The sequence below is a fragment of the Catellatospora sichuanensis genome (genome assembly GCF_007483665.1).
GTDB classification, from domain to species: domain Bacteria; phylum Actinomycetota; class Actinomycetes; order Mycobacteriales; family Micromonosporaceae; genus Catellatospora; species Catellatospora sichuanensis.
In genome coordinates this window covers 225,072-242,628 of sequence record NZ_ML660188.1, presented here as the reverse complement: position 1 = coordinate 242,628, position 17,557 = coordinate 225,072, and the positions used below count along the sequence as shown (strand labels likewise).

Here is a 17,557-nt window from a genome sequence, read left to right as displayed (position 1 = left end):
GGCCTGCGGTCAGCCGTCGCGCATGCGTTCGGCCGCGGTCGAGCGGCCGGCGCCTTCGCGCAGCGGTGACACCGGCCAGATGTTCGGCGACGTGGGCGGCGGCAGCAAGACCGCGGCAACGGCTGCCGTGGCGAGCACCATGGCGCTGAACGCGATCAGGGCTGTGCCGAGCCCGGCGAACGTCACGACGGCCGGGGCGAGGAGCGCGCCGGCGACCGCTGCCGTGGAGTCGCCGGCGTAGAACGCGGCCGAGACCCGGCCGAGCACGTCGTCCGGGGTCGATGTCTGCACGCGGAGCCCGGTGACGATCTGTGCCACCGCCCCGGGCACGCCGCACAACGTCACGGCGATGACGGCGGTCTGCGGCGTCGTCGACGTGAACATCACGACGAAGCAGAGGCCCACCGACGCGTACGCGGCCATGAGCACGGTGCGGGTCGCGTACCGCGAGATCAGGGGCTTGCTGATCACGGACCCGCAGAGATAGCCGACGCCCAGACCTGCGATGAGATGGCCGAGGGTCTGGCCGGAAGCGTGGAGCCGGTCGGCGACGAAGGGGATCAGCAACGCGGTGAGCGCGGCGTTCGCGGTCCAGTAGATCCCGCTGGTCGTCAGCAGGCCGCGCAGCAGCGGCGTACGGACGATGTGACGCAGTCCCGCGTGCAGTTCGCTCGTGATCCGCCTGATGTTCCCGCTCGGCGGGGCGGCGGGGATGCCGGCGACACGCACGATGATCGCGGCTGCGGCGAGGTAGCTCGCGACGTCGACGAGCACCACGGCCTGGAACCAGCCGGTGGCCACGAGATAGGTGCCCAGGAGCGGACCGAGCATCCGAAAGGCGCTGTTGACGAAGGCCGAGAGGGCATTGGCCGAGGCGAGGTCGGACTCGTCGCCCACGACCGCCGGGGTAACCGCCGCGAGCGCGGGCCGCAGGAAGCAGACCGCGACGCTCTCCACGAGCAGGCCCACGTAGATGAACGCCAGCCGGTCGGGGACCGTGGCCAGTGCCATCAGGGCCACACCGGCCGCGCTCGCCAGGTTGGCGACGACGAGGATCTTCCTGCGGTGCCATCGGTCGGTCATCAGGCCGGCCCAAGGCCCGATCACCAGGGCGGGCAGTGCTTGGACGGCCATGGCGAGTCCGGTCGACATCGCCGACCCGGTCAGGATGAAGGCCTGCAGCGGCACCGCCATCACCAGTAGCCAGGAGCCGAAAGAGTCGATCGTGGAGGCTGTCCAGAGGCGCCGGAAGTTCGCGTTGCGCAACACGTTCGGCCACATGGCTGCGGACTATATTTCTATAGAACACTATGTGGCAAGATGTGTTCTGTGAGAATAGAGGATCTCGGCGCACGGCTCCGAAGCCGCCGTACGGCGGCCGGCCGCACGATCGCCTCGATCGCCGCGGACGCCGGACTCTCCGTGCCCTACATCGCGAATCTGGAGAACGGGCGGGGAAACCCGACACTGTCCGCCGTGAGCAATCTCGCCGCCGCACTGGGCGCCGGCCTGATCGTGGAACTCGTCGAGGGTGACGGTCGGGCGCCCGCGGTGCCCGCCGCGCTGCCGGACTCGCTGCTGCAGTTCTCGCGGTCTGCGCGATTCTCGACCGAGGCCGCGCGGATGGCGAAAGGCACCGGGACTCCCGAGACGACGATGCGGGAACGTCTGCTGCACGCCATGGCCGGCATGGGTTCGCTGGCGGCCCGGCCGCTGGCAGAGCCGGATTGGCACCGGATCCTCGACGCCGCCGTCTTGACCACACGCGCCTGATTTCGGCCGCACGCCACAACGCGGCTGTGACTGCCCTGATCACCCGTGGGGACGCTGTGTTTGTCGGAATGCCGTCGACCCGTTGTCGGGGCTCTGTCGGGGTGCCACAGTGCGTTGGCCTGCGGCGGTGCTCGCCCGGGCGTTGCGGCAGCACGGTGGAGGAACAGTGACTTTCACGAAGGACGACGGCCCGGTGCCCGCCGGGTTCACGGCTGCGCTGCAGGCGGGCGGATACGGGCTGCCCGATCCGTCGGTGGCCGGTCACGGGCACGCGCACGGCGTGGACGGAGTGTCGACGTCGGTGCGCACCGCGGTGCACCGCGGGCGGGAGATCCGGATCGAGACCACCTACAAGATCACGATCGACGGCCAGCCGCTCGAGGGCGGCCTGGAGGTCCTCGACAACGGCGCGGTGCACTACCACGGGCTGCCCCAGTACGCCCTGCCGTCCGCGATCGACATGTGCAAGCGGGTCCTGGACTACTTCGGCACCGAGCCGCCGGCGGTCGACGAGCTCGGCTGCCTGATCGGCGAGCACGGCGAGCACTGCGGCAACGGCGCGACCTGCTGCGTGGACGACAAGGACCACCAGCACGGCACCGACCACCAGCACGGCACCGACCACCAGCACGGCACCGGCCACCAGCAGGGCGCTGAGCACGAGCACGGCACCGACCACCAGCACGCTGACCGCCCGCTTCCGGCCGCGCCGGTCCCGGCGCAGCCGCAGCAGTCCCACGACCACGACCAGCACCAGCACCAGGGGGAGGGGCACCGGTGACCGCTGTCCGCGCCAACATCCAGACCTCCGACACCGCGCGCGAGCGTTTCCTCGCCGGTGTCGTCGCGCTCAACGCCGAGCCGTCCGGCTACACGACCTCGCAGCTCAACCAGCTGCTGTCGCCGTCCATTCCGGGCTTCCGCCTGTACGGCGTCGACCAGCAGCTGACCACCTGGGACCTGTTCGTGCTGTGGCATTTCGTGGCCATGCAGATGCCCAGCAGCCCGACGCGCCCGATGCGCAACCTGGCGCATGGCGGCCCGATCTTCCTGCCCTGGCACCGGATGTACCTGCTGCGGCTGGAGCAGCAGCTCCAGCGGATCACCGGCGACCCGGAGGCCGGCCTGCCCTACTGGGACTGGACCGTCGACGGCGGGCTGCCCACCGACCAGCAGCACGCCAGCTCGCTCTGGGGTGCGGCGGCGCTGGGTGACGCGCGCGGCGACGTGGTCAGCGGCCCGCTGGCCGCGATGCGGGTGCGGCTGGTGGGCTACGGCACGCAGCTGTGGTCGGTCGCGCCGCGGCCGCTGCAGCGCAACGCCGGAACCGACACCGACGTGCCGGGGCTGCCCACCGCCGAGGATGCCAAGTGGGTTCTGGAGGACGGGCTGGGCTATGACAGCGCGCCCTGGGACGTCAGCTCCGACGGGTTCCGCAACCGCGTGGAGGGCTGGATCGACCCGCGCCGGGTGGGCCAGGCGGGCAGCCCGCAGATGCACAACCGGGTGCACGTATGGGTCGGCGGCGACATGGGTCCGGGCAGCTCGCCCAACGATCCGCTGTTCTACCTCAACCACTGCAACGTGGACCGGCTGTGGGAGGCGTGGCTGACCCGACGCGGGCGCGCCTACTCCCCGGGCGACGGCGACGAGCAGGTGCCGAGCGGGCAGGGCCGCAACGACACGATGGTGACGCTGCTCGGCGACCCGCTGACTCCCGCGCAGGTCCTGGACGCGTCGGCCTGGTATGGATACGACACCACGGCTTAGGCGTCGGCGGGCCGTCTCGCGCCTGCGAACGCTCGATGGCGCGGCCGCAGTGTGCCGCGCCATCGAGCGTTCATGTGTGGTGGTGGACCGCGGTCAGGCGAAGTCGAACAGGGGCGGGAACACCAGGACGACGATCCAGGCCCAGGCCGCGTACACCGGGAGGTAGCGGGTCTGCCAGTGCTCCATCCGGCCGAAGGGCAGCCGGCCTCGGACGAAGCCGAGGAACAGCCACGCCGACCAGGCCAGGTTGGCCAGCAGGACCAGGTTCTCACCCAGCGCGGCGGTCTTGTTGGCCGTGAACCCGAACTCGGTGATCCGGCCGGTGATCGCGGCCAGCACCAGGACGTCGATGACGAGCGCGCTGACCACGAGGGCGAGTTGCAGCTTGTCGAAGACGCCGGGCGGGGCTGCCGGGTCGCGGGCCGAGATGGCGTACAGCAGCAGGCCGAGCACCACGACCAGCAGCAGGTCGAAGATGATGAGCACGTCGCGCTGGACGTCGATGCCGTTGCTGGTCCAGGCGATGGCGCCGAGCAGCACCAGCAGCGTGACCGTGAACAGCGGGGTGAACACCCGGGTCAGCACCGGGGCCATGTTCTCCACGACGCTCTGCTTCGCCTCGACCAGCCACGCCGCGACCACGACCGCGGCCACGGCGCCGCAGGGCACCAGCCAGTTCCCGACGAACGTCTCCGCATTCAGGCCGATGGCGGAGAAGGTGCCGACGGTGAACGCGGTCAGCACGCCGCCGCCGAGGGCGATGAGCACGAAGTAGATGAACCATTCGCCGGTGAACCGGATGAAGTCCATCCGCCTGCGGTCGGAGCGCCAGTCGCCGCCGGTGTAGGCGACACCCACCACGAGCCAGAGGGCGATCGGCAGGTGGATCGTGCTCAGCACGATGGTCTGCGTGTCGATGCCCATCGGGTACGCGTTGACGGCCACCGCGCCGAGCGCGAACAGCGCGACCAGTACGCCGACGACGGCCGGCCGCACGCGACGCAGCCACGCGAAGTAGGCGGCCAGCGGCGCCAGCGCGAACAGGCCCATGTTGCGCAGGTAGAAGCCGCTGTCGTCGTCGTTCATGTCGACGCCGAACAGCCCGGGCGCCTTGATGGCCAGTGCCGCCCCGGCGGCGCAGGCGATCATGATCGGCAGCTCGCGCCGCTTGGCGGCACTGGGCGCGCCGCCGTCGTCGCCGGTCAGCACCAGCTGCTTCCACAGCCGCTCGGAGTGCTCCCGGGCGAACTCACGGGACAGCTCGTCGAGGCTGCCCATGCGCTTGACGGCGATGAGGAACGCCTCGTCGGCTTGCAGGCCCGCCTCGGTCAGGTCGGCGATCCGGCCGCGCAGGTGGTCCTCCAGCTCCTCGGCGTCGGTCTGGTGCAGCTCCCGCCGGCGGCGCATGTAGGCGCGCCATTCGGCGATCTGCTTTTCGAGGTCGTTGTTACTGTCGACGGTCATCCGGTCACACCCCAGGCCGGTGCGGGGATCGGGCGCAGCGACGTGCCGGCGTTCCACACGCCGCGCAGGGTGTCGACGACCGCGGCCCACTGGCGGCGCTGCTCAGCCAGCTCCTTCAGGCCTTGGTCGGTGATGCGGTAGTACTTGCGGCGCCGCCCCTCCACCGGGGAGTGCCAGGTCGACTCGACGTGACCCAGCCGCTCCAGCCGGTGCAGCAGCGGGTAGAGCAGGCCGTCGGTCCATTCGAGATGGCCGCCGGACAGTTCGTTCACCTGTTTGAGGATCGCGTAGCCATAGCTCTCGCCCTCGGCCAGGATGCCTAGCACGAGGGGGGTCGCCGAGGCCGCGACGAGATCTTTCGTGATGTGCACGAGGACACCGCCTATACCTAGAACTGCTATGCATACTAGTTCTAGGTATGAGGGGCGCGCAACGCCCTCCGCGATCATGGTGTGGGACGCTGGGCGGGTGCAGCAGGACCCACTCACCTCGGCGCAGCGGCTCGCGAGCCTCGGCGACCACGCCGGCGCGCTCCGGCTGGCCCGCGAGCTGGCCGCCCAGTACGTGCTGGAGGGCGACGACGGCGCGACCATGCTGGTCTGGGTCCGCCTGTGCATGGCCCGCTGGCTGGCCGTGCAGTTGGAGCCGGACCGTCCGGCCGCGCTGCGGGAGCTCGACGCAGCCGAGGACGCCTGGCGCTCTCCCGCCGTGCAGCAGTCGCAGCTGGTGCACGTGCTGGGTGCCGAACTCATGTCCCTGCGCGGCTTCGTGCTGCGCCAGCTCGGCCATGCCGCCCAGAGCCTGGCGGCAGTGGAGCAGGCCCTGGAGCTGTTCACCGAGTTGGAGCAGACCGCACCGGAGGTGCTGTCCGCGGTGGGACGGGTGCCGCTGCTGCTCAACCGGGGCGCGGCGCTGGCCGACCTCGGCCGGACCGCCGAGTCCCTGGCGCCACTGGGCCAGGCCCTCGACACGCTGCGGGCCGCCGCCCCCGGCTCCCACCGCGAGATCGAGATCGAGCTGCTGGTGCTGCGGGGCACGTCGCTGACCCTGCTCGGCCGCTTCGCCGACGCCGAGGCCGCCGAGACGGAGGCGATCGCGCTCGCCCGCGCGGAGACCGACCGGCCCGCGCGACAACTGCTCGCCACCGCGCTGAGCAACTACGCCACGACGCTGACCCGGATGCGACGCCTCGACGAGGCCCTCGCCGCCGTCGGTGAGGCGATGAGCGTGCTGCGGCAACTCGACGGCGAGCCGGTGACGGCAGCGCAGCGCCGCCGCTGGGCGATGCCGCTGTCCACCGAGGCCGAGGTCCTGCTGGCGCAGGGACGCCGGGCGGACGCTGCGAGGTCCGCGCGTCGGGCCGAGCCGATCCTGCGCGAGTACGCCGGGCACGCGCCGCTGCTGGTCGCGGGCTCCCTGGCCAACGTGTGCCTGCTCATCGGCGACGCCGAGGACGACCTGACCTACGCGGACGAGGCGTTCGAGCGCCTCGACACGTTGAACAACCTGTTCCCGGGCCGGTACGAGTACTGGTGGCGGCGCGCCGGGGACCTGGTGGCGCGGCTGCGTACGAGCTGACGGCACGCGGTCGACGACGTGCTGCGGCGCGGCGGCCGTGGGCCGCCGCGCCGCTGGTGCGTGTCGGAGGGTGGGGTCAACCGGCGCTGCAGGAGACCGTCGGCCAGGTGTAGTTGCCGTTGTGCTGGATGGTGACGCCCCAGTTGTTGCCGCTGCCGTTGGGTCTGGCGACGAGTTGCTGGGCGGTCGGGTAGCTCGCGCTGATGTTCCAGGTGGACAGGACCTTGGCGGGGGAGGGCACGTTCATCGTCACGGTCCAGTTGGTGGCGCCGCTGACCGAGACGCTGAGGTTGTAGCGGTCGCTCCACTGCTGGCCTGCCGACAGCGTCGCGGTGCAGCTGCCACCGCCGCCGCCTCCACCACCACCACCGCCGCCGCCTCCACCACCGCTGGAGCCCAGCGTGATGTTGGAGTTGCCGCTGCTCTGGTAGCCCTCGGTAGCCATGATCATGTAGTTGTGGCTGCCCATGTTCATGCCCTTACCGGCCCAGGCGTCGAAATGGTTGCCGGAGGTGATGGTGCCGCCGGTCTTCTTCGACTGCCGCACGCTCCAGTACTGGTTGAAGGTCTTCGTGCCTTCGATGGAGGGGGCGTTGTACCGCGTCGTCTGGTAGATGTCGTAGGTGCCGCCGTCGCTGGTGACCGTGCCCTTGTATGTACCGGTGGGCCGGTAGGTGCCCCAGTTGTCGACGATGTAGTACTCGACGAGCGGGTTCGTCGTCCAGCCGTAGAGGGTCAGATACGCGTTGCCGGACGGGTTGAAGCTGCCGGAGTAGGTGACGGACCGGCGTCCGCCGGTGCTCCAGCCCTTGCCGGCGACGAAGTTGCCGGTGTTGCTCCACGAGGTGCTGTAGTTGCCGCCGGATCCCAGCTCCATGGAGACCGTGCCGGGACTGTCGGTCCAGAACGAGTAGAAGTAGCCGTTGTTGGTGCCGGTCTGGTTCGAGGTCACGGCAGCGCTGGCGGCGCCGGGCAGCATCGTCGAGGCCGCGACCATCGCCGCGATGCAGGCGGCGCCGAGCAGCAGCCTGGTGCGGCCGCGTCTGCGGCTGGTCCGTGGAGCGGGTGCGTCGTTCATGGGTACTTCCTCCTCGTTGAAGGCCGGCGGGGAGGCCGGGCAGCGCGATACGACCCAGCGGGGCAGTCGGCGGTCAGGACGAGGCCACCGCGCGTCGGCGTCGTACAACGCAGCGGGGTTTGTCGGTCGTCGTGCGCTCGACGTCCGCAGGGGCAGATCGGGTGACCCGGATCGACGGGGTTGAGCTCCGTCGATGGCGCAAGTATTTGCCCGGCATCGTCTGGCTGTCAACAACTTCCGGAAACTATCGATAGGCTTCTGTGGTCCGCCGAATCTCCTGAGAGAGTTTTGCCAGGCGGTATATGCCGCGTGGCCGACCCGATGTGTGACACCAGCTCGGAAACCTCATCGTAACGATCGCGATGGGAGATGATGAGCCGAAAGTTTCGGAGCACTTCCGGGTCGCTTCGCGCTCGATGCGATGCCGTGCGGAGCCGAACGTCGCGGGTTCCGGTGACACGCGCCAAAGGTGGTGGCGGCTGCTCATGACCGGAGGCAGACTGCTCGCCATGATCGAGTTAAGAGTGCTGGCTTCGGACGACTGGCAGATCTGGCGGGAACTGCGGCTTGCCGCGCTGGCCGAGGCGCCGTACGCCTTCGGGTCCCGGTTGGCGGACTGGCAGGGCGACGGCGACCGCAGCGAACGGTGGCGCGGACGGCTGGAGATTCCCGGCTCGTACAACATCGTGGCGCTGGCCGAGGGTCGCCCGGTCGGCATGGCCAGCGGCGTGCCGACCGGCGACCGCGGCGTGGTGGAGCTGATCTCGATGTGGGTGCATCCCGACGCCCGGGGCCGAGGGGTCGGAGACCGGCTGCTGGCGGCGGTGGAACAGTGGGCCAGGCAGCTGGACGCGGACGTGTTGAAGCTGGCCGTGGCGCAGGGCAACGAGGCCGCCGCCGCGCTCTACCGGCGCAACGGCTTCCACCTCACCGCAGAAGTCGGCGACCTGATGCCCGACGGCGTGCACCGCGAGCAGATCATGGCGAAGGAGCTCGGCACCTCGGCCGGCCGTTAGGTCCATGGGCCGTCAGCGGTGCGCGGGGCGCGTCCGGTGGCGCAGCGTGGCCGTCGGCACGCGCGCCGAACGTCACCTTGGCCGGTCCGGTGGGTTATCGAGATGGAGATCCACCGAGCCAAGGAAGAAGGACCTGCGCATGGACCTGAAACTCGAAGTCGTCGTGCTTCCCGTCGCCGATGTCGACCGGGCCAAGAGCTTCTATGAAAAGGCGGGATTCCGGCTGGACATCGACGCTGTCGTCAGCGAGGACTACCGGTGCATCCAGTTCACCCCGCCCGGCTCGGAGTGCTCGATCATCATCGGCAAGGGGGTGACCACCGCTGCACCCGGCTCGTCCCAGGGCCTCTACCTCATCGTCCCCGACGTCGAGCAGGCCCGCGCGGAGCTGGTCGGCCGCGGCATCGCCGTGGGTGAGGTGTTCCACGACGGGGGAGGGCTGTTCTTCCACGGCCACGACGGCGGCGGGGTGGTGCACCCCGCGGACTCGCCACGGGAATCCGGCCCGCACCCCACCCGCGCCGACTACGGTTCCTTTGCCACCTTCAGCGACCCGGACGGCAACGGCTGGGTGATCCAGGAGGTGAAGAAGCGCGCCCCCGGCCGCTGACACCTGCCGGTCCTGAGTTGCGGTTCCCGCGCGTTCCATGATCGGATGGCGACAGCATCGCGTGCCGGTGGCGGACGGCGTCAGGCATGGAGGTGCGGGACCGAAGGGACCGGCCACCAGTGGCTTCCCGTGACGGCGACCGTGCGGTCGCCCTGAGCTCGCAGCTCGCGCAAGCCCATCAAGAACTACGGCGACACATCCAGGAGATCAGGTCGGGTATCACCCGCCGCGACCTCGGCCGAGACGTGCTCGTGACGCACTGCCTGGCGTTCTGCGCCGCGCTGACCTCGCACCACCAGGGTGAGGACGCCGGGATGTTCGACCGGTTGCTCGACGAACGCCCCGATCTCGCCGCGACGATCGCCAAACTCGTCGAGGACCACGGCCTGATCACGTCGATCCTGTCCCGGGTGGGCCGGCTCGCCGCCGAAGCCGCTCATTCGCAGGACCCGGCTCTCGAGGTCATCGGGCGTGAGCTCGACGGGTTGACGGCGATCATGGAGTCCCACTTCAATTACGAAGAACGCGTGATCAGCGCGGCGCTCGACGAGGGCGTGGCCGACACCGGCTGGTCCGACCTGGTGTTCAGGTTCCGCGCCGGCACGGGCTGATCGGCCACCCGTCGCACGCGCGCCGGGCCCCATCCGGCCGACATGGCGCCCGGTGCGCCGAACGTGCGTCAGTCGTCGTCGGGGATGACCCGGGCGGTGGGTCGGCCTCCCGCACAGGTGACCACGACGCGCATCTCGTTCTTGTCCTTCTTGAACTTGATGCGTGCTTCGGCGGCCGGACCGGGCTCCGGGTCGTCGGCGCGGAAGCCCTGGGCCGGGCTCCACGAGGTCAGCGTCACGGCGCCGTCGGCGCAGGACGCGTGGACCACACCGCCGGGGGTGGTCAGCGCGCGGATCGCGGCACTCGCGGACGGCTGCCCCGTCGGCGCGGAGACGGAGACCGCGGGGTCCGGCTGCGTGCTCGGGCTCGGGCCCTGCTCGTCGGCGAGGAGCCGATCGACGTCGTCGGAGCTGAGCACCGGATTCTGGGCGGACCCGCCGAGCAGGCCCGCGCCGATGGTGTCCACGCCCGCCACCGCGACCGCGGCGGTGACCACTGCTGCCACCAGCCATCCGGCCGCCATCACCATCGTGCTTCTGCGCATGGGCCCACTATGCCCGCGCGATGGTTAACGGTGGGCTAAGGGCCGGCTATGGACGCGCCCGCGCTGGGGCTGTGGCCACGCGCTCGGCTACCGTCAGGCCATGGCCAAGGTGGTGATCGTGGAAGACGATCCGACGATTCGTACGACCGCCATCCGTGCGCTCACCGAGCGCGGGCATGCGGTGGCGTCGGCGGCGACCGCCATGGACGGCCTGCGGACCATCGTCGCGGAGCGGCCCGACGTCGTGCTGCTGGACCTGGGCCTGCCCGACCTCGACGGCCGGGAGATGCTGCGCATGCTGCGCGCGATCGACTCCGTGCCCATCATCGTGGTGACCGCTCGCAGCGACGAGGCCGAGATCGTCCGGGCGCTGGACGCCGGGGCCGACGACTACGTGGTCAAACCTTTCGGCGCGGCGCAGCTCGACGCCCGCATCCGTGCGGTCCTGCGGCGCACCGAGCAGCGCTGCGCGTCCGACGGCGCCGTCGTCGTCGGCGAGTTGCGGGTGGACGCGGCGGCCCGGCAGGCGTTCCTGGCCGGCACCGTGCTGGACCTCACTCCGCGCGAGTTCGACCTGCTGCACTACCTCGCCGCGCGGGCGGGCACCGTGGTCAGCAAACGCGACCTGCTCACCGACGTGTGGCGGCTGCCCTACTCCGGTGGCGACAAGACCGTCGACGTGCACCTGTCCTGGCTGCGCCGCAAGCTCGGCGAGACCGCACAGGAACCCCGCTACCTGCACTCCGTCCGCCGGGTCGGGGTCCGCCTCAGCGCCCCCGAGACCAGCGGATGAGAAGACGCCTCGCCCTGCTCGTCGCCGCGGCGATGGCGCTGGTCCTCGCCGCGTTCCTGCTCCCGCTGGCCCTGCTCGTCCAGACCGTCGCGGCCGACCGCGCCGTGATCGCGGCCACCACCGAGGCCCAGGCGCTCGTGCCGGTCATCGCCACCGGCGACCGGCGCGCCCTGGACCTCGCCGTGCAGGAGGCGGCCGGCCGCTCCGGCCGGCCGTTCACCGTCTTCCTGCCCGACGGCACCGTGCTCGGCACACCCTCGCCGCGCACCAACGGCGTCCGGCTGGCAGCACTCGGCAACAGCATCACCGTGGCCCGCGACGACGGCCGCGAGATCCTGATCGCGGTCGGACTGGCCCAGGGCACCACCGTCATCCGCACCCTCGTGCCGTCCGCGGAACTGCGCCACGGCGTACCTCAGGCGTGGTTGATCCTCGCCCTGCTCGGCGTGGTGCTGCTCGGCGCCGGCATCGCCGTCGCCGACCGGCTGGCCCGCACCATCGTGCGGGAGATCACCGGCCTGGCCGGGGTCTCCCACCGGCTCGCCGACGGCACGCTGGAAGCCCGGGCCGACGTCACCGGGCCGCCCGAGGTCCGCGCGGTCGCGGGTGCGCTGAACCACCTGGCCGAACGCATCCAGCACCTGGTCCGGGCCGAGCGCGAGGCGGTCGCCGACCTGTCGCACCGGCTGCGCACACCGTTGACCGCGCTGCGCCTGGAAGCCGAGGCACTGACCGATCCGCAGGAGGCTCAGCGGGTGGGTGAGCAGGTCGCCGCCGTCAATCAGGCAGTCACCGACCTCATCGAAGGCGCGCGCCGACGCGGCAGCGGGCCGGGCTCCTGCGACGCCGCCGAGGTCGTCGCGGAGCGGGTCGCGTTCTGGCACGTGCTCGCCGAGGACGAGCAGCGGGCGATGACCGTCGTGCCGGCCGCCGGCCCGCTGCCGGTCGCCGTCGGCCGCGGTGACCTGAGCGCGTGCCTGGACGCGCTGCTGGGCAACGTCTTCAGCCACACCCCGCCCGGCACCGCCTTCACGGTGCGCCTCGCGGCCCGGCCGGGTGGTGCGGTGCTCACCGTGGCCGATGAGGGACCGGGCTTCCGGGGTGGCGACCCGACCCGCCGCGGCGCCAGCGGCGCCGGATCCAGCGGGCTCGGCCTCGACATCGCCCGGCAGACCGCCCAGACGTCCGGAGGGCGGCTCACCGTCGGCGACGCCACGCCCCACGGCGCGCTGGTCACGGTGGAGTTGGGCACGGTGGAGTTGGGCACGGCGGCAGAGTTAGGCGCACGTTAGGGTCGGCGTAGCGCGCCGCTATCGCACCGATCGGCACTCTGACTCGCAGACCGACGAGAAGGAGACCGCATCATGCGCAGAGCACTGGTAATCGGCATCGGCACGGCCGCGATCGCGGTGGCCGCCGCGACCGCCGTGGCGGCGGCGTCCGACGATCCCGGCACGGTGAACCGGCCACGTCCCACGCCGTCCAGCGGCGCCTTCCCGTCGCCGGCGGTGACACCGTCGACGCCGACCGCACCTTCGCCGTCGGCCGTGCCGGAACCGTCGCGATCGCCGGGGCCGCGCCCCAGCGCGTCGGACGACGACCACGGCCGCCGCGGCAAGGGTTCGGACGACGTTCCCGGGGACGACCACGGCGGCCGTGGCAAGGGTTCCGACGACGCTGCCGGGGACGACCACGGCGGCGATCGCCACGGCAAGGGCGACGACGATCGGTGACCCGTGGGCCCCGCGCGGGCGCCTTCCTGCGGCGCGCGGGGCACATCGCCGCGCCCCGCCCCGCCCCGCCTCGCGGACTCGGCCCCAGCCCGCGAACCGGGGCATGGCGATCCGTCACCCGTCACCCGACGGCGGCCAGGCGACGGCGCAACTCCTCCTCCGGAACGTCCTCGACATGGGTGAGGAACACCCACATGTGGCCCGACGGGTCCTTGAGGATGACGGTGCGGTCACCGTGGAACATGTCCTTGGGCGGCTGGAGGATCTCGGCGCCGGCCGCCGCTGCCTGCTTGGCCAAACTGTCCACATCCGGCACATATACATGCAGCGTGACGGACGTGCCCCCGCCGAGCGAGGTCGGCGCGGCGAAGGAACCGCCCTCCGCCTCCGCCACGCTCGCGTCGCCCAGCATCAGCACCGACCGCCCGATGGTGATCTCGGCGTGCAGGATGCCACCGCTCGGGGCGTCGATCCGGATGTCCTCGCGGGCGCCGAATGCCCGCCGGTAGAAGTCGATCGCCGCGGCCGCGTCATCGACCATGATGTGCGGGATCACGGCATAGCGGTACCGGTCGGGGATCTCAGGGTGGGTGGTCTGCTCGGTCATGTGAACCTCCTTGAGGGGCAGCGCCGTCCATTTCACCGCGGCCCTGGAGGCAACCTAGAAGCTCAAGTTCGGTTCAGGTCAAGCGTCGGCGGCCGGTCACCCGGTCCTGATGTTGGCGTACTGGATACAGCTGCCACCCTGTGTGCGGATGAGCCGGACGGCCGCAGCGCGCATCGAGGTAGGCCCGCACGATGCGCTCGGAGTCAGGCGTCTCGTCGGGTTCGGCGGAACCGGCGACGATCCATGCCGCCCCGCCCAGTGCCAGCAGGCCGAGCACCACGAGCGTGCGGACCGGTGTCCTGAGCTGCCTGTGCACGGGGTGAATGATGGCATTTCCGCCAGGACGCCGGGTCGGGCACCACCGCCACGGCACGTCACTGCCACGGGCCGGCGTCGGTGCGGCGCGCGGCCGGCGCCGCCTTCCCGTCGGCGGGCGCCGGCCGTGCGGGCCGGGTCAGTCCGCGTCGCCCGTGCGCGCGGTACGCAGCGCCCCGGCCCACCACAGCAGGTCGTCGGTGAGCAGCTTCAGGAACGGCTCGGCGGGCGCGAACACGGCGGTGTCGGTCGGGTCGGCCTGGTCGCGGGCAGGTAGATAGAGGTCGGGGGCGATGTGCACCGCGTGGCGCAGGGGAGCCATCTCGAACTCGACGACGACCTGGCGCAGCTGCTCGATCGCCCGGGCGCCGCCCACGCCGCCCCAGCCGACGAAGCTGACCGGCTTGCGGTGCCACTCCGCGTACGTCCAGTCCATGGCGTTCTTCAGCACGGCCGAGTAGCCGTGGTTGTACTCGGCGGCCAGGATGATGTAGCCGTCGGCGCGGTCCACGGTGCGGCCGAACCGGGCCACCTCGTCGTTGGCGTACTGCCGCGGGGTCCACATGGGGGCGGCCCCGTCGAAGAACGGCAGCGGATGGTCGCGCAGGTCGACCAGTTCGAGCTCGACCCCCTCGTACTGCCGTGCGAAGCCGAGCACCCAGTGGGCGATCCGCTCGCTGAACCGTCCCTCGCGGGTCGAGCCGTTGATGACCTGGATGAGCATGTCGTGGTCCTTCTTCCCGTGACCGGCGGCCGGCGATCCCGCCGAACCCGCAGCGCGGCCTTGATCACCGCGTATCCACCAGCTTGGCGTGGGTCCGCGCGAGTGGGCAAAACCCGGGTTAGCTACTTACGATGGGTAAGTGACCACGAAGCTCTCCGCCTACGTGCCCGACCACCACGACGCCAGCGACGCCGCCTGCCGCGGATTCCAGCCGGTCCTGGAACTGCTCGGCCGCCGGTGGGTGGGCATGATCATGCTGGCCGGCCGACGCGGCGCCCGCCGGTTCGGGCACTACCGGGCCTTCGCCGACGGCATCTCCGACCGGGTGCTGACCCAGCGCCTGCGCGAACTCGAGCAGTACGGCCTGATCGAGCGCCAGGTCATCCCCACCACGCCGGTGCAGATCCTCTACTCGCCCACGCCCCGCGGCCTCGAATTGATGGACGCGCTGGAGCCCCTGCTCGAGTGGACCGTCCGCAACCCGGGCGCGTTCACCCCCCAGCCGTGACGGGAACCGTGGTCGCCTGCTTGGTCACCTCGACCACGAGGTGCTTGGTGACCGGCTGCTCGCTCTGGGTGCTGACGTCGGCGAGCCCGCACAGCACGTTCAGCTCCGGCATGTATCCGGCCGCGTTGCCCGGCGGGATCGGGTGCCCGACGGCGCGGTAGCCGAACACGGTCCGTTGCGTGCCGTCCCGGGAGAAGCTGGTCACGTCGATCAGGTCGAACTCCGCCAGCCCGCGGGCGCGCATGTCGTCCTCGTTCATGAAGATGACGGTGCGCAGGCCGCGCAGGCCGCGGTAGCGGTCGTCATTGGAGTAGATCGACGTGTTGAACTGGTCGTGCGAGCGGACCGTGGTCAGCGTCAAGCGGCCCTCGCCCGGGTCGACGTCGTCGGGCAGCGGCCCGGACCAGAACTCGGCCCGGCCCGACGGCGTCAGGAACACCCGCTCGCGGGCCGGCTGGGCGAGGCGGAACCCGTGCGGACGGCGGGCCTTGGCGTTGAAGTCCTCGAACCCCTCCAGCGCCCGCGACATGGTGTCGCGGATGCGGTCGTAGTCGTCGACGTAGTCCTGCCAGGGCGTGCGGCTGTCCGGCAGGGTGGCCCGGGCCAGCCCGCCGAGGATGGCACACTCCGAGCGCAGGTGCGGTGACGCGGGATCCTTCATGCCGTACGAGATGTGCACCATCGCCATCGAGTCCTCGACGGTGACGCCCTGCTCCCCGGCAGCCTGCTGGTCGCGCTCGGACCGGCCGAGGCAGGGCAGGATCAGAGCGCGCCGCCCGTGCACCACGTGGCTGCGGTTGAGCTTGGTGCTCACCTGCACGGTGAGGTCGCAGTTGCGCAGCGCCTCGAACGTGCGCGGCAGGTCGGGCGCGGCCAGCGCGAAGTTGCCGCCGAGGGCGACGAACACCTTCACCTCGCCGCGCTGCATCGCCTCGATCGCCGCCACCGTGCCCAGGCCGTGCTCGCGCGGCGGATCGATGCCGCACGCCTCGGCGAGCCGGTCCAGGAAGGCCGCGCTCGGCCGGTGGTTGACGCCGCAGGTCCGGTTGCCCTGCACGTTGCTGTGCCCGCGTACGGGCGAGGGTCCGGTTCCCGGACGGCCGATGTTGCCCCGCAGCAGCAGCACGTTGGTGATCTCGCGGACCGTGTCCACGCCGTGCTCGTGCTGGGTCAGCCCGAGGCACCACGCGATGATCACGCGCTGCGAGTCCAGGTACGACTTCGCCAGCGAACGGATGTCCGCCTCGGTGATGCCGGAGCCCTGCACGATGTCGGCCCAGGACGTCGCCTCGACGGCCGTGCGGTAGGCGTCGAAGCCGGACGTGTGGTCGTCGATGAAGTCGCGGTCGAGCACGGCCGGATCACTGTCGGCGGCCTCGAGCACGGCCTTGGCGACCCCGCGCATCAGGGCCAGGTCGCCGCCGATGCGGACCTGGACGTTCCGGGTGCCGGTGCGGGTGGTGCGGAAGGTGGCCATGTCGACGAACTCGTGCGGCACGATGGTGCGGCGCGATGCCGCCTCGATCAGCGGGTTGATGTGCACCAGCGCCGCACCGCGCCGGTCGGCCTCGGCCAGCCAGGTGAGCATGCGGGGCGCGTTGCTGGCCGCGTTGTCGGCCATCAGCCAGATCGCGTCGGCCTGCTCCCAGTCCTCCAGGTCGGTGGTGCCCTTGCCCGAGCCGATGGCGGCGGTCAGCGCCCGGCCGCTGGCCTCGTGGCACATGTTCGAGCAGTCCGGCAGGTTGTTCGTGCCGAACTCGCGTACCCACAGCTGGTAGAGGAACGTGGCCTCGTTGCTCAGCCGCCCGGACGTGTAGAACGCCGCCTCGTGCGGGCTGTCCAGGCCGCGCAGGGTGCTGCCGACCAGGGCGTACGCGTCCTCCCAGGAGATCGGCACGTAGCGGTCGGTGTCCGGGTCGTAGGTCATCGGCTCGGCGAGCCGGCCCACCGCCTCGAGGTCGTAGTCGGTCCAGTTCGCCAGTTCGGCGACGGGGTGCGCGGCGAAGAAGTCCCGGTCGGCGCGCGGCGGGGTCATCTCCCAGGTGACGTGCTTGACGCCGTTCTCGCAGATGTCCAGGCGCAGCCCGGTCGGGTCGTCCGGCCAGGCGCAGCCGGGGCAGTCGAAGCCGCCGTCCTCATGGTTCATCACCAGCAGCGCCCGGATGCCCTCCACCGGCTCCGGGGAGCGCAGCAGGACCTTGCCGACGCTGCCCGCAGCGCCCCAGCCCGCGGCCGGGTGGTGGTATTCGTGCCGGGAGTGGTCGCCGTCCGGGACCGGGCCGCGCCCGAGCGCGGCGGCTCCGGGCACGGCACCCATCATCAGCTGCGCGGCGTCGGCTCCGGGGTCGGGTGACGGTGCCATCGGGTTCCGCCTTCCTCGCGGCGACATTTCCTGACCCGGCAGCTGCCGGTCGGTGTGTTCGGTGATTCGG

General features: G+C 71.2%; 20 protein-coding genes. 11 read left to right on the top strand and 9 right to left on the bottom strand.

The window, feature by feature from the left end; genetic code table 11:
* Window positions 1-9 precede the first annotated feature (9 nt).
* Complete coding sequence (locus FLL47_RS10010) at window positions 10-1,281, bottom strand: MFS transporter (protein WP_144120168.1); 1,272 nt, start codon at window positions 1,279-1,281, stop codon at window positions 10-12.
* A gap of 48 nt (window positions 1,282-1,329) precedes the next feature.
* Here FLL47_RS10010 and FLL47_RS10005 point away from each other — a divergent pair, with 48 nt between their 5' ends.
* The 3 genes from FLL47_RS10005 to FLL47_RS09995 all read left to right on the top strand — a co-directional run bounded on the left by FLL47_RS10005 (window position 1,330) and on the right by FLL47_RS09995 (window position 3,543).
* Window positions 1,330-1,773 (top strand): helix-turn-helix domain-containing protein, encoded by a 444-nt coding sequence (locus tag FLL47_RS10005; protein ID WP_186315631.1) that lies wholly within the window; start codon window positions 1,330-1,332, stop codon window positions 1,771-1,773.
* A 166-nt stretch (window positions 1,774-1,939) separates the two neighbouring features.
* Entirely contained in the window at window positions 1,940-2,554 is a 615-nt protein-coding gene (locus FLL47_RS10000; RefSeq protein ID WP_144120166.1) for a hypothetical protein, read from the top strand.
* A complete protein-coding gene (locus FLL47_RS09995; RefSeq protein WP_144120165.1) occupies window positions 2,551-3,543 on the top strand; it encodes a tyrosinase family protein in 993 nt (330 codons plus the stop codon). Before FLL47_RS10000 ends, FLL47_RS09995 begins: the two co-directional genes overlap by 4 nt.
* A gap of 93 nt (window positions 3,544-3,636) precedes the next feature.
* On the opposite strand, the gene FLL47_RS09990 is transcribed toward FLL47_RS09995, so the two are convergent.
* Together FLL47_RS09990 and FLL47_RS09985 are read right to left on the bottom strand one after the other, a co-directional pair.
* Entirely contained in the window at window positions 3,637-5,007 is a 1,371-nt protein-coding gene (locus FLL47_RS09990) for a permease prefix domain 1-containing protein (RefSeq protein ID WP_144120164.1), read from the bottom strand.
* Window positions 5,004-5,378, bottom strand: a complete 375-nt coding sequence (locus tag FLL47_RS09985) for a PadR family transcriptional regulator (protein WP_144120163.1) — start codon at window positions 5,376-5,378, stop codon at window positions 5,004-5,006. Before FLL47_RS09985 ends, FLL47_RS09990 begins: the two co-directional genes overlap by 4 nt.
* A gap of 97 nt (window positions 5,379-5,475) precedes the next feature.
* Here FLL47_RS09985 and FLL47_RS09980 point away from each other — a divergent pair, with 97 nt between their 5' ends.
* Window positions 5,476-6,585, top strand: coding sequence for a tetratricopeptide repeat protein (locus FLL47_RS09980; RefSeq protein WP_144120162.1), 1,110 nt, complete (start codon window positions 5,476-5,478; stop codon window positions 6,583-6,585).
* Window positions 6,586-6,661: 76 nt separating this feature from the next.
* On the opposite strand, the gene FLL47_RS09975 is transcribed toward FLL47_RS09980, so the two are convergent.
* Entirely contained in the window at window positions 6,662-7,663 is a 1,002-nt protein-coding gene (locus tag FLL47_RS09975; RefSeq protein WP_144120161.1) for a glycoside hydrolase family 11 protein, read from the bottom strand.
* Window positions 7,664-8,148: 485 nt separating this feature from the next.
* Here FLL47_RS09975 and FLL47_RS09970 point away from each other — a divergent pair, with 485 nt between their 5' ends.
* The 3 genes from FLL47_RS09970 (at window position 8,149) to FLL47_RS09960 (ending at window position 9,900) form a co-directional block, all read left to right on the top strand.
* On the top strand, window positions 8,149-8,679 hold the full coding sequence (locus FLL47_RS09970; RefSeq protein ID WP_246157738.1) for a GNAT family N-acetyltransferase: 531 nt from the start codon (window positions 8,149-8,151) through the stop codon (window positions 8,677-8,679).
* 139 nt (window positions 8,680-8,818) lie between these two features.
* Complete coding sequence (locus tag FLL47_RS09965) at window positions 8,819-9,289, top strand: VOC family protein (RefSeq protein WP_144120160.1); 471 nt, start codon at window positions 8,819-8,821, stop codon at window positions 9,287-9,289.
* Between the two features lie 119 nt (window positions 9,290-9,408).
* Window positions 9,409-9,900 carry a hemerythrin domain-containing protein gene (locus FLL47_RS09960; RefSeq protein ID WP_144120159.1) on the top strand — a complete coding sequence of 164 codons (492 nt, stop codon included), beginning with the start codon at window positions 9,409-9,411 and terminating at the stop codon, window positions 9,898-9,900.
* Between the two features lie 68 nt (window positions 9,901-9,968).
* Here the strand turns inward: FLL47_RS09960 and FLL47_RS09955 are convergent, their stop codons facing one another.
* The gene (locus tag FLL47_RS09955) at window positions 9,969-10,445 is read right to left on the bottom strand and encodes a hypothetical protein (protein ID WP_144120158.1); all 477 of its coding nucleotides are present in this window, start codon (window positions 10,443-10,445) and stop codon (window positions 9,969-9,971) included.
* Between the two features lie 100 nt (window positions 10,446-10,545).
* On the opposite strand from FLL47_RS09955, the gene FLL47_RS09950 reads away from it, so the two are divergent.
* The 3 genes from FLL47_RS09950 (at window position 10,546) to FLL47_RS09940 (ending at window position 12,971) form a co-directional block, all read left to right on the top strand.
* Window positions 10,546-11,238 carry a response regulator transcription factor gene (locus tag FLL47_RS09950; protein ID WP_144120157.1) on the top strand — a complete coding sequence of 231 codons (693 nt, stop codon included), beginning with the start codon at window positions 10,546-10,548 and terminating at the stop codon, window positions 11,236-11,238.
* Window positions 11,235-12,530 (top strand): HAMP domain-containing sensor histidine kinase, encoded by a 1,296-nt coding sequence (locus FLL47_RS09945; protein WP_144120156.1) that lies wholly within the window; start codon window positions 11,235-11,237, stop codon window positions 12,528-12,530. The genes FLL47_RS09950 and FLL47_RS09945 overlap by 4 nt, the downstream gene beginning before the upstream one ends.
* 72 nt (window positions 12,531-12,602) lie before the next feature.
* Window positions 12,603-12,971, top strand: coding sequence for a hypothetical protein (locus FLL47_RS09940; protein ID WP_144120155.1), 369 nt, complete (start codon window positions 12,603-12,605; stop codon window positions 12,969-12,971).
* A 121-nt stretch (window positions 12,972-13,092) separates the two neighbouring features.
* On the opposite strand, the gene FLL47_RS09935 is transcribed toward FLL47_RS09940, so the two are convergent.
* From FLL47_RS09935 to FLL47_RS09925, 3 genes are all read right to left on the bottom strand, one after another.
* A complete protein-coding gene (locus tag FLL47_RS09935; protein ID WP_144120154.1) occupies window positions 13,093-13,578 on the bottom strand; it encodes a VOC family protein in 486 nt (161 codons plus the stop codon).
* 73 nt (window positions 13,579-13,651) lie between these two features.
* Entirely contained in the window at window positions 13,652-13,894 is a 243-nt protein-coding gene (locus tag FLL47_RS09930) for a hypothetical protein (RefSeq protein WP_144120153.1), read from the bottom strand.
* 138 nt (window positions 13,895-14,032) lie between these two features.
* The gene (locus tag FLL47_RS09925) at window positions 14,033-14,617 is read right to left on the bottom strand and encodes an NADPH-dependent FMN reductase (protein WP_144120152.1); all 585 of its coding nucleotides are present in this window, start codon (window positions 14,615-14,617) and stop codon (window positions 14,033-14,035) included.
* A gap of 139 nt (window positions 14,618-14,756) precedes the next feature.
* Between FLL47_RS09925 and FLL47_RS09920 the strand changes: the two genes are divergently transcribed.
* A complete protein-coding gene (locus tag FLL47_RS09920) occupies window positions 14,757-15,125 on the top strand; it encodes a winged helix-turn-helix transcriptional regulator (protein ID WP_222106016.1) in 369 nt (122 codons plus the stop codon).
* Here the strand turns inward: FLL47_RS09920 and FLL47_RS09915 are convergent.
* Window positions 15,109-17,487 (bottom strand): FdhF/YdeP family oxidoreductase, encoded by a 2,379-nt coding sequence (locus tag FLL47_RS09915; protein WP_222106015.1) that lies wholly within the window; start codon window positions 17,485-17,487, stop codon window positions 15,109-15,111. The two genes, FLL47_RS09920 and FLL47_RS09915, sit on opposite strands and share 17 nt — an antisense overlap.
* Window positions 17,488-17,557: the final 70 nt, after the last annotated feature.

Coding starts and splice junctions, on each gene's coding strand:
- FLL47_RS09970 (WP_246157738.1), top strand. CDS start 8,149: ATGACCGGAGGCAGACTGCTCGCCATGATCGAGTTAAGAGTGCTGGCT.
- FLL47_RS09940 (WP_144120155.1), top strand. CDS start 12,603: ATGCGCAGAGCACTGGTAATCGGCATCGGCACGGCCGCGATCGCGGTG.
- FLL47_RS09955 (WP_144120158.1), bottom strand. CDS start 10,445: ATGCGCAGAAGCACGATGGTGATGGCGGCCGGATGGCTGGTGGCAGCA.
- FLL47_RS09990 (WP_144120164.1), bottom strand. CDS start 5,007: ATGACCGTCGACAGTAACAACGACCTCGAAAAGCAGATCGCCGAATGG.
- FLL47_RS09945 (WP_144120156.1), top strand. CDS start 11,235: ATGAGAAGACGCCTCGCCCTGCTCGTCGCCGCGGCGATGGCGCTGGTC.
- FLL47_RS10010 (WP_144120168.1), bottom strand. CDS start 1,281: ATGTGGCCGAACGTGTTGCGCAACGCGAACTTCCGGCGCCTCTGGACA.
- FLL47_RS09965 (WP_144120160.1), top strand. CDS start 8,819: ATGGACCTGAAACTCGAAGTCGTCGTGCTTCCCGTCGCCGATGTCGAC.
- FLL47_RS09950 (WP_144120157.1), top strand. CDS start 10,546: ATGGCCAAGGTGGTGATCGTGGAAGACGATCCGACGATTCGTACGACC.
- FLL47_RS09925 (WP_144120152.1), bottom strand. CDS start 14,617: ATGCTCATCCAGGTCATCAACGGCTCGACCCGCGAGGGACGGTTCAGC.
- FLL47_RS09975 (WP_144120161.1), bottom strand. CDS start 7,663: ATGAACGACGCACCCGCTCCACGGACCAGCCGCAGACGCGGCCGCACC.
- FLL47_RS09935 (WP_144120154.1), bottom strand. CDS start 13,578: ATGACCGAGCAGACCACCCACCCTGAGATCCCCGACCGGTACCGCTAT.
- FLL47_RS09915 (WP_222106015.1), bottom strand. CDS start 17,487: ATGGCACCGTCACCCGACCCCGGAGCCGACGCCGCGCAGCTGATGATG.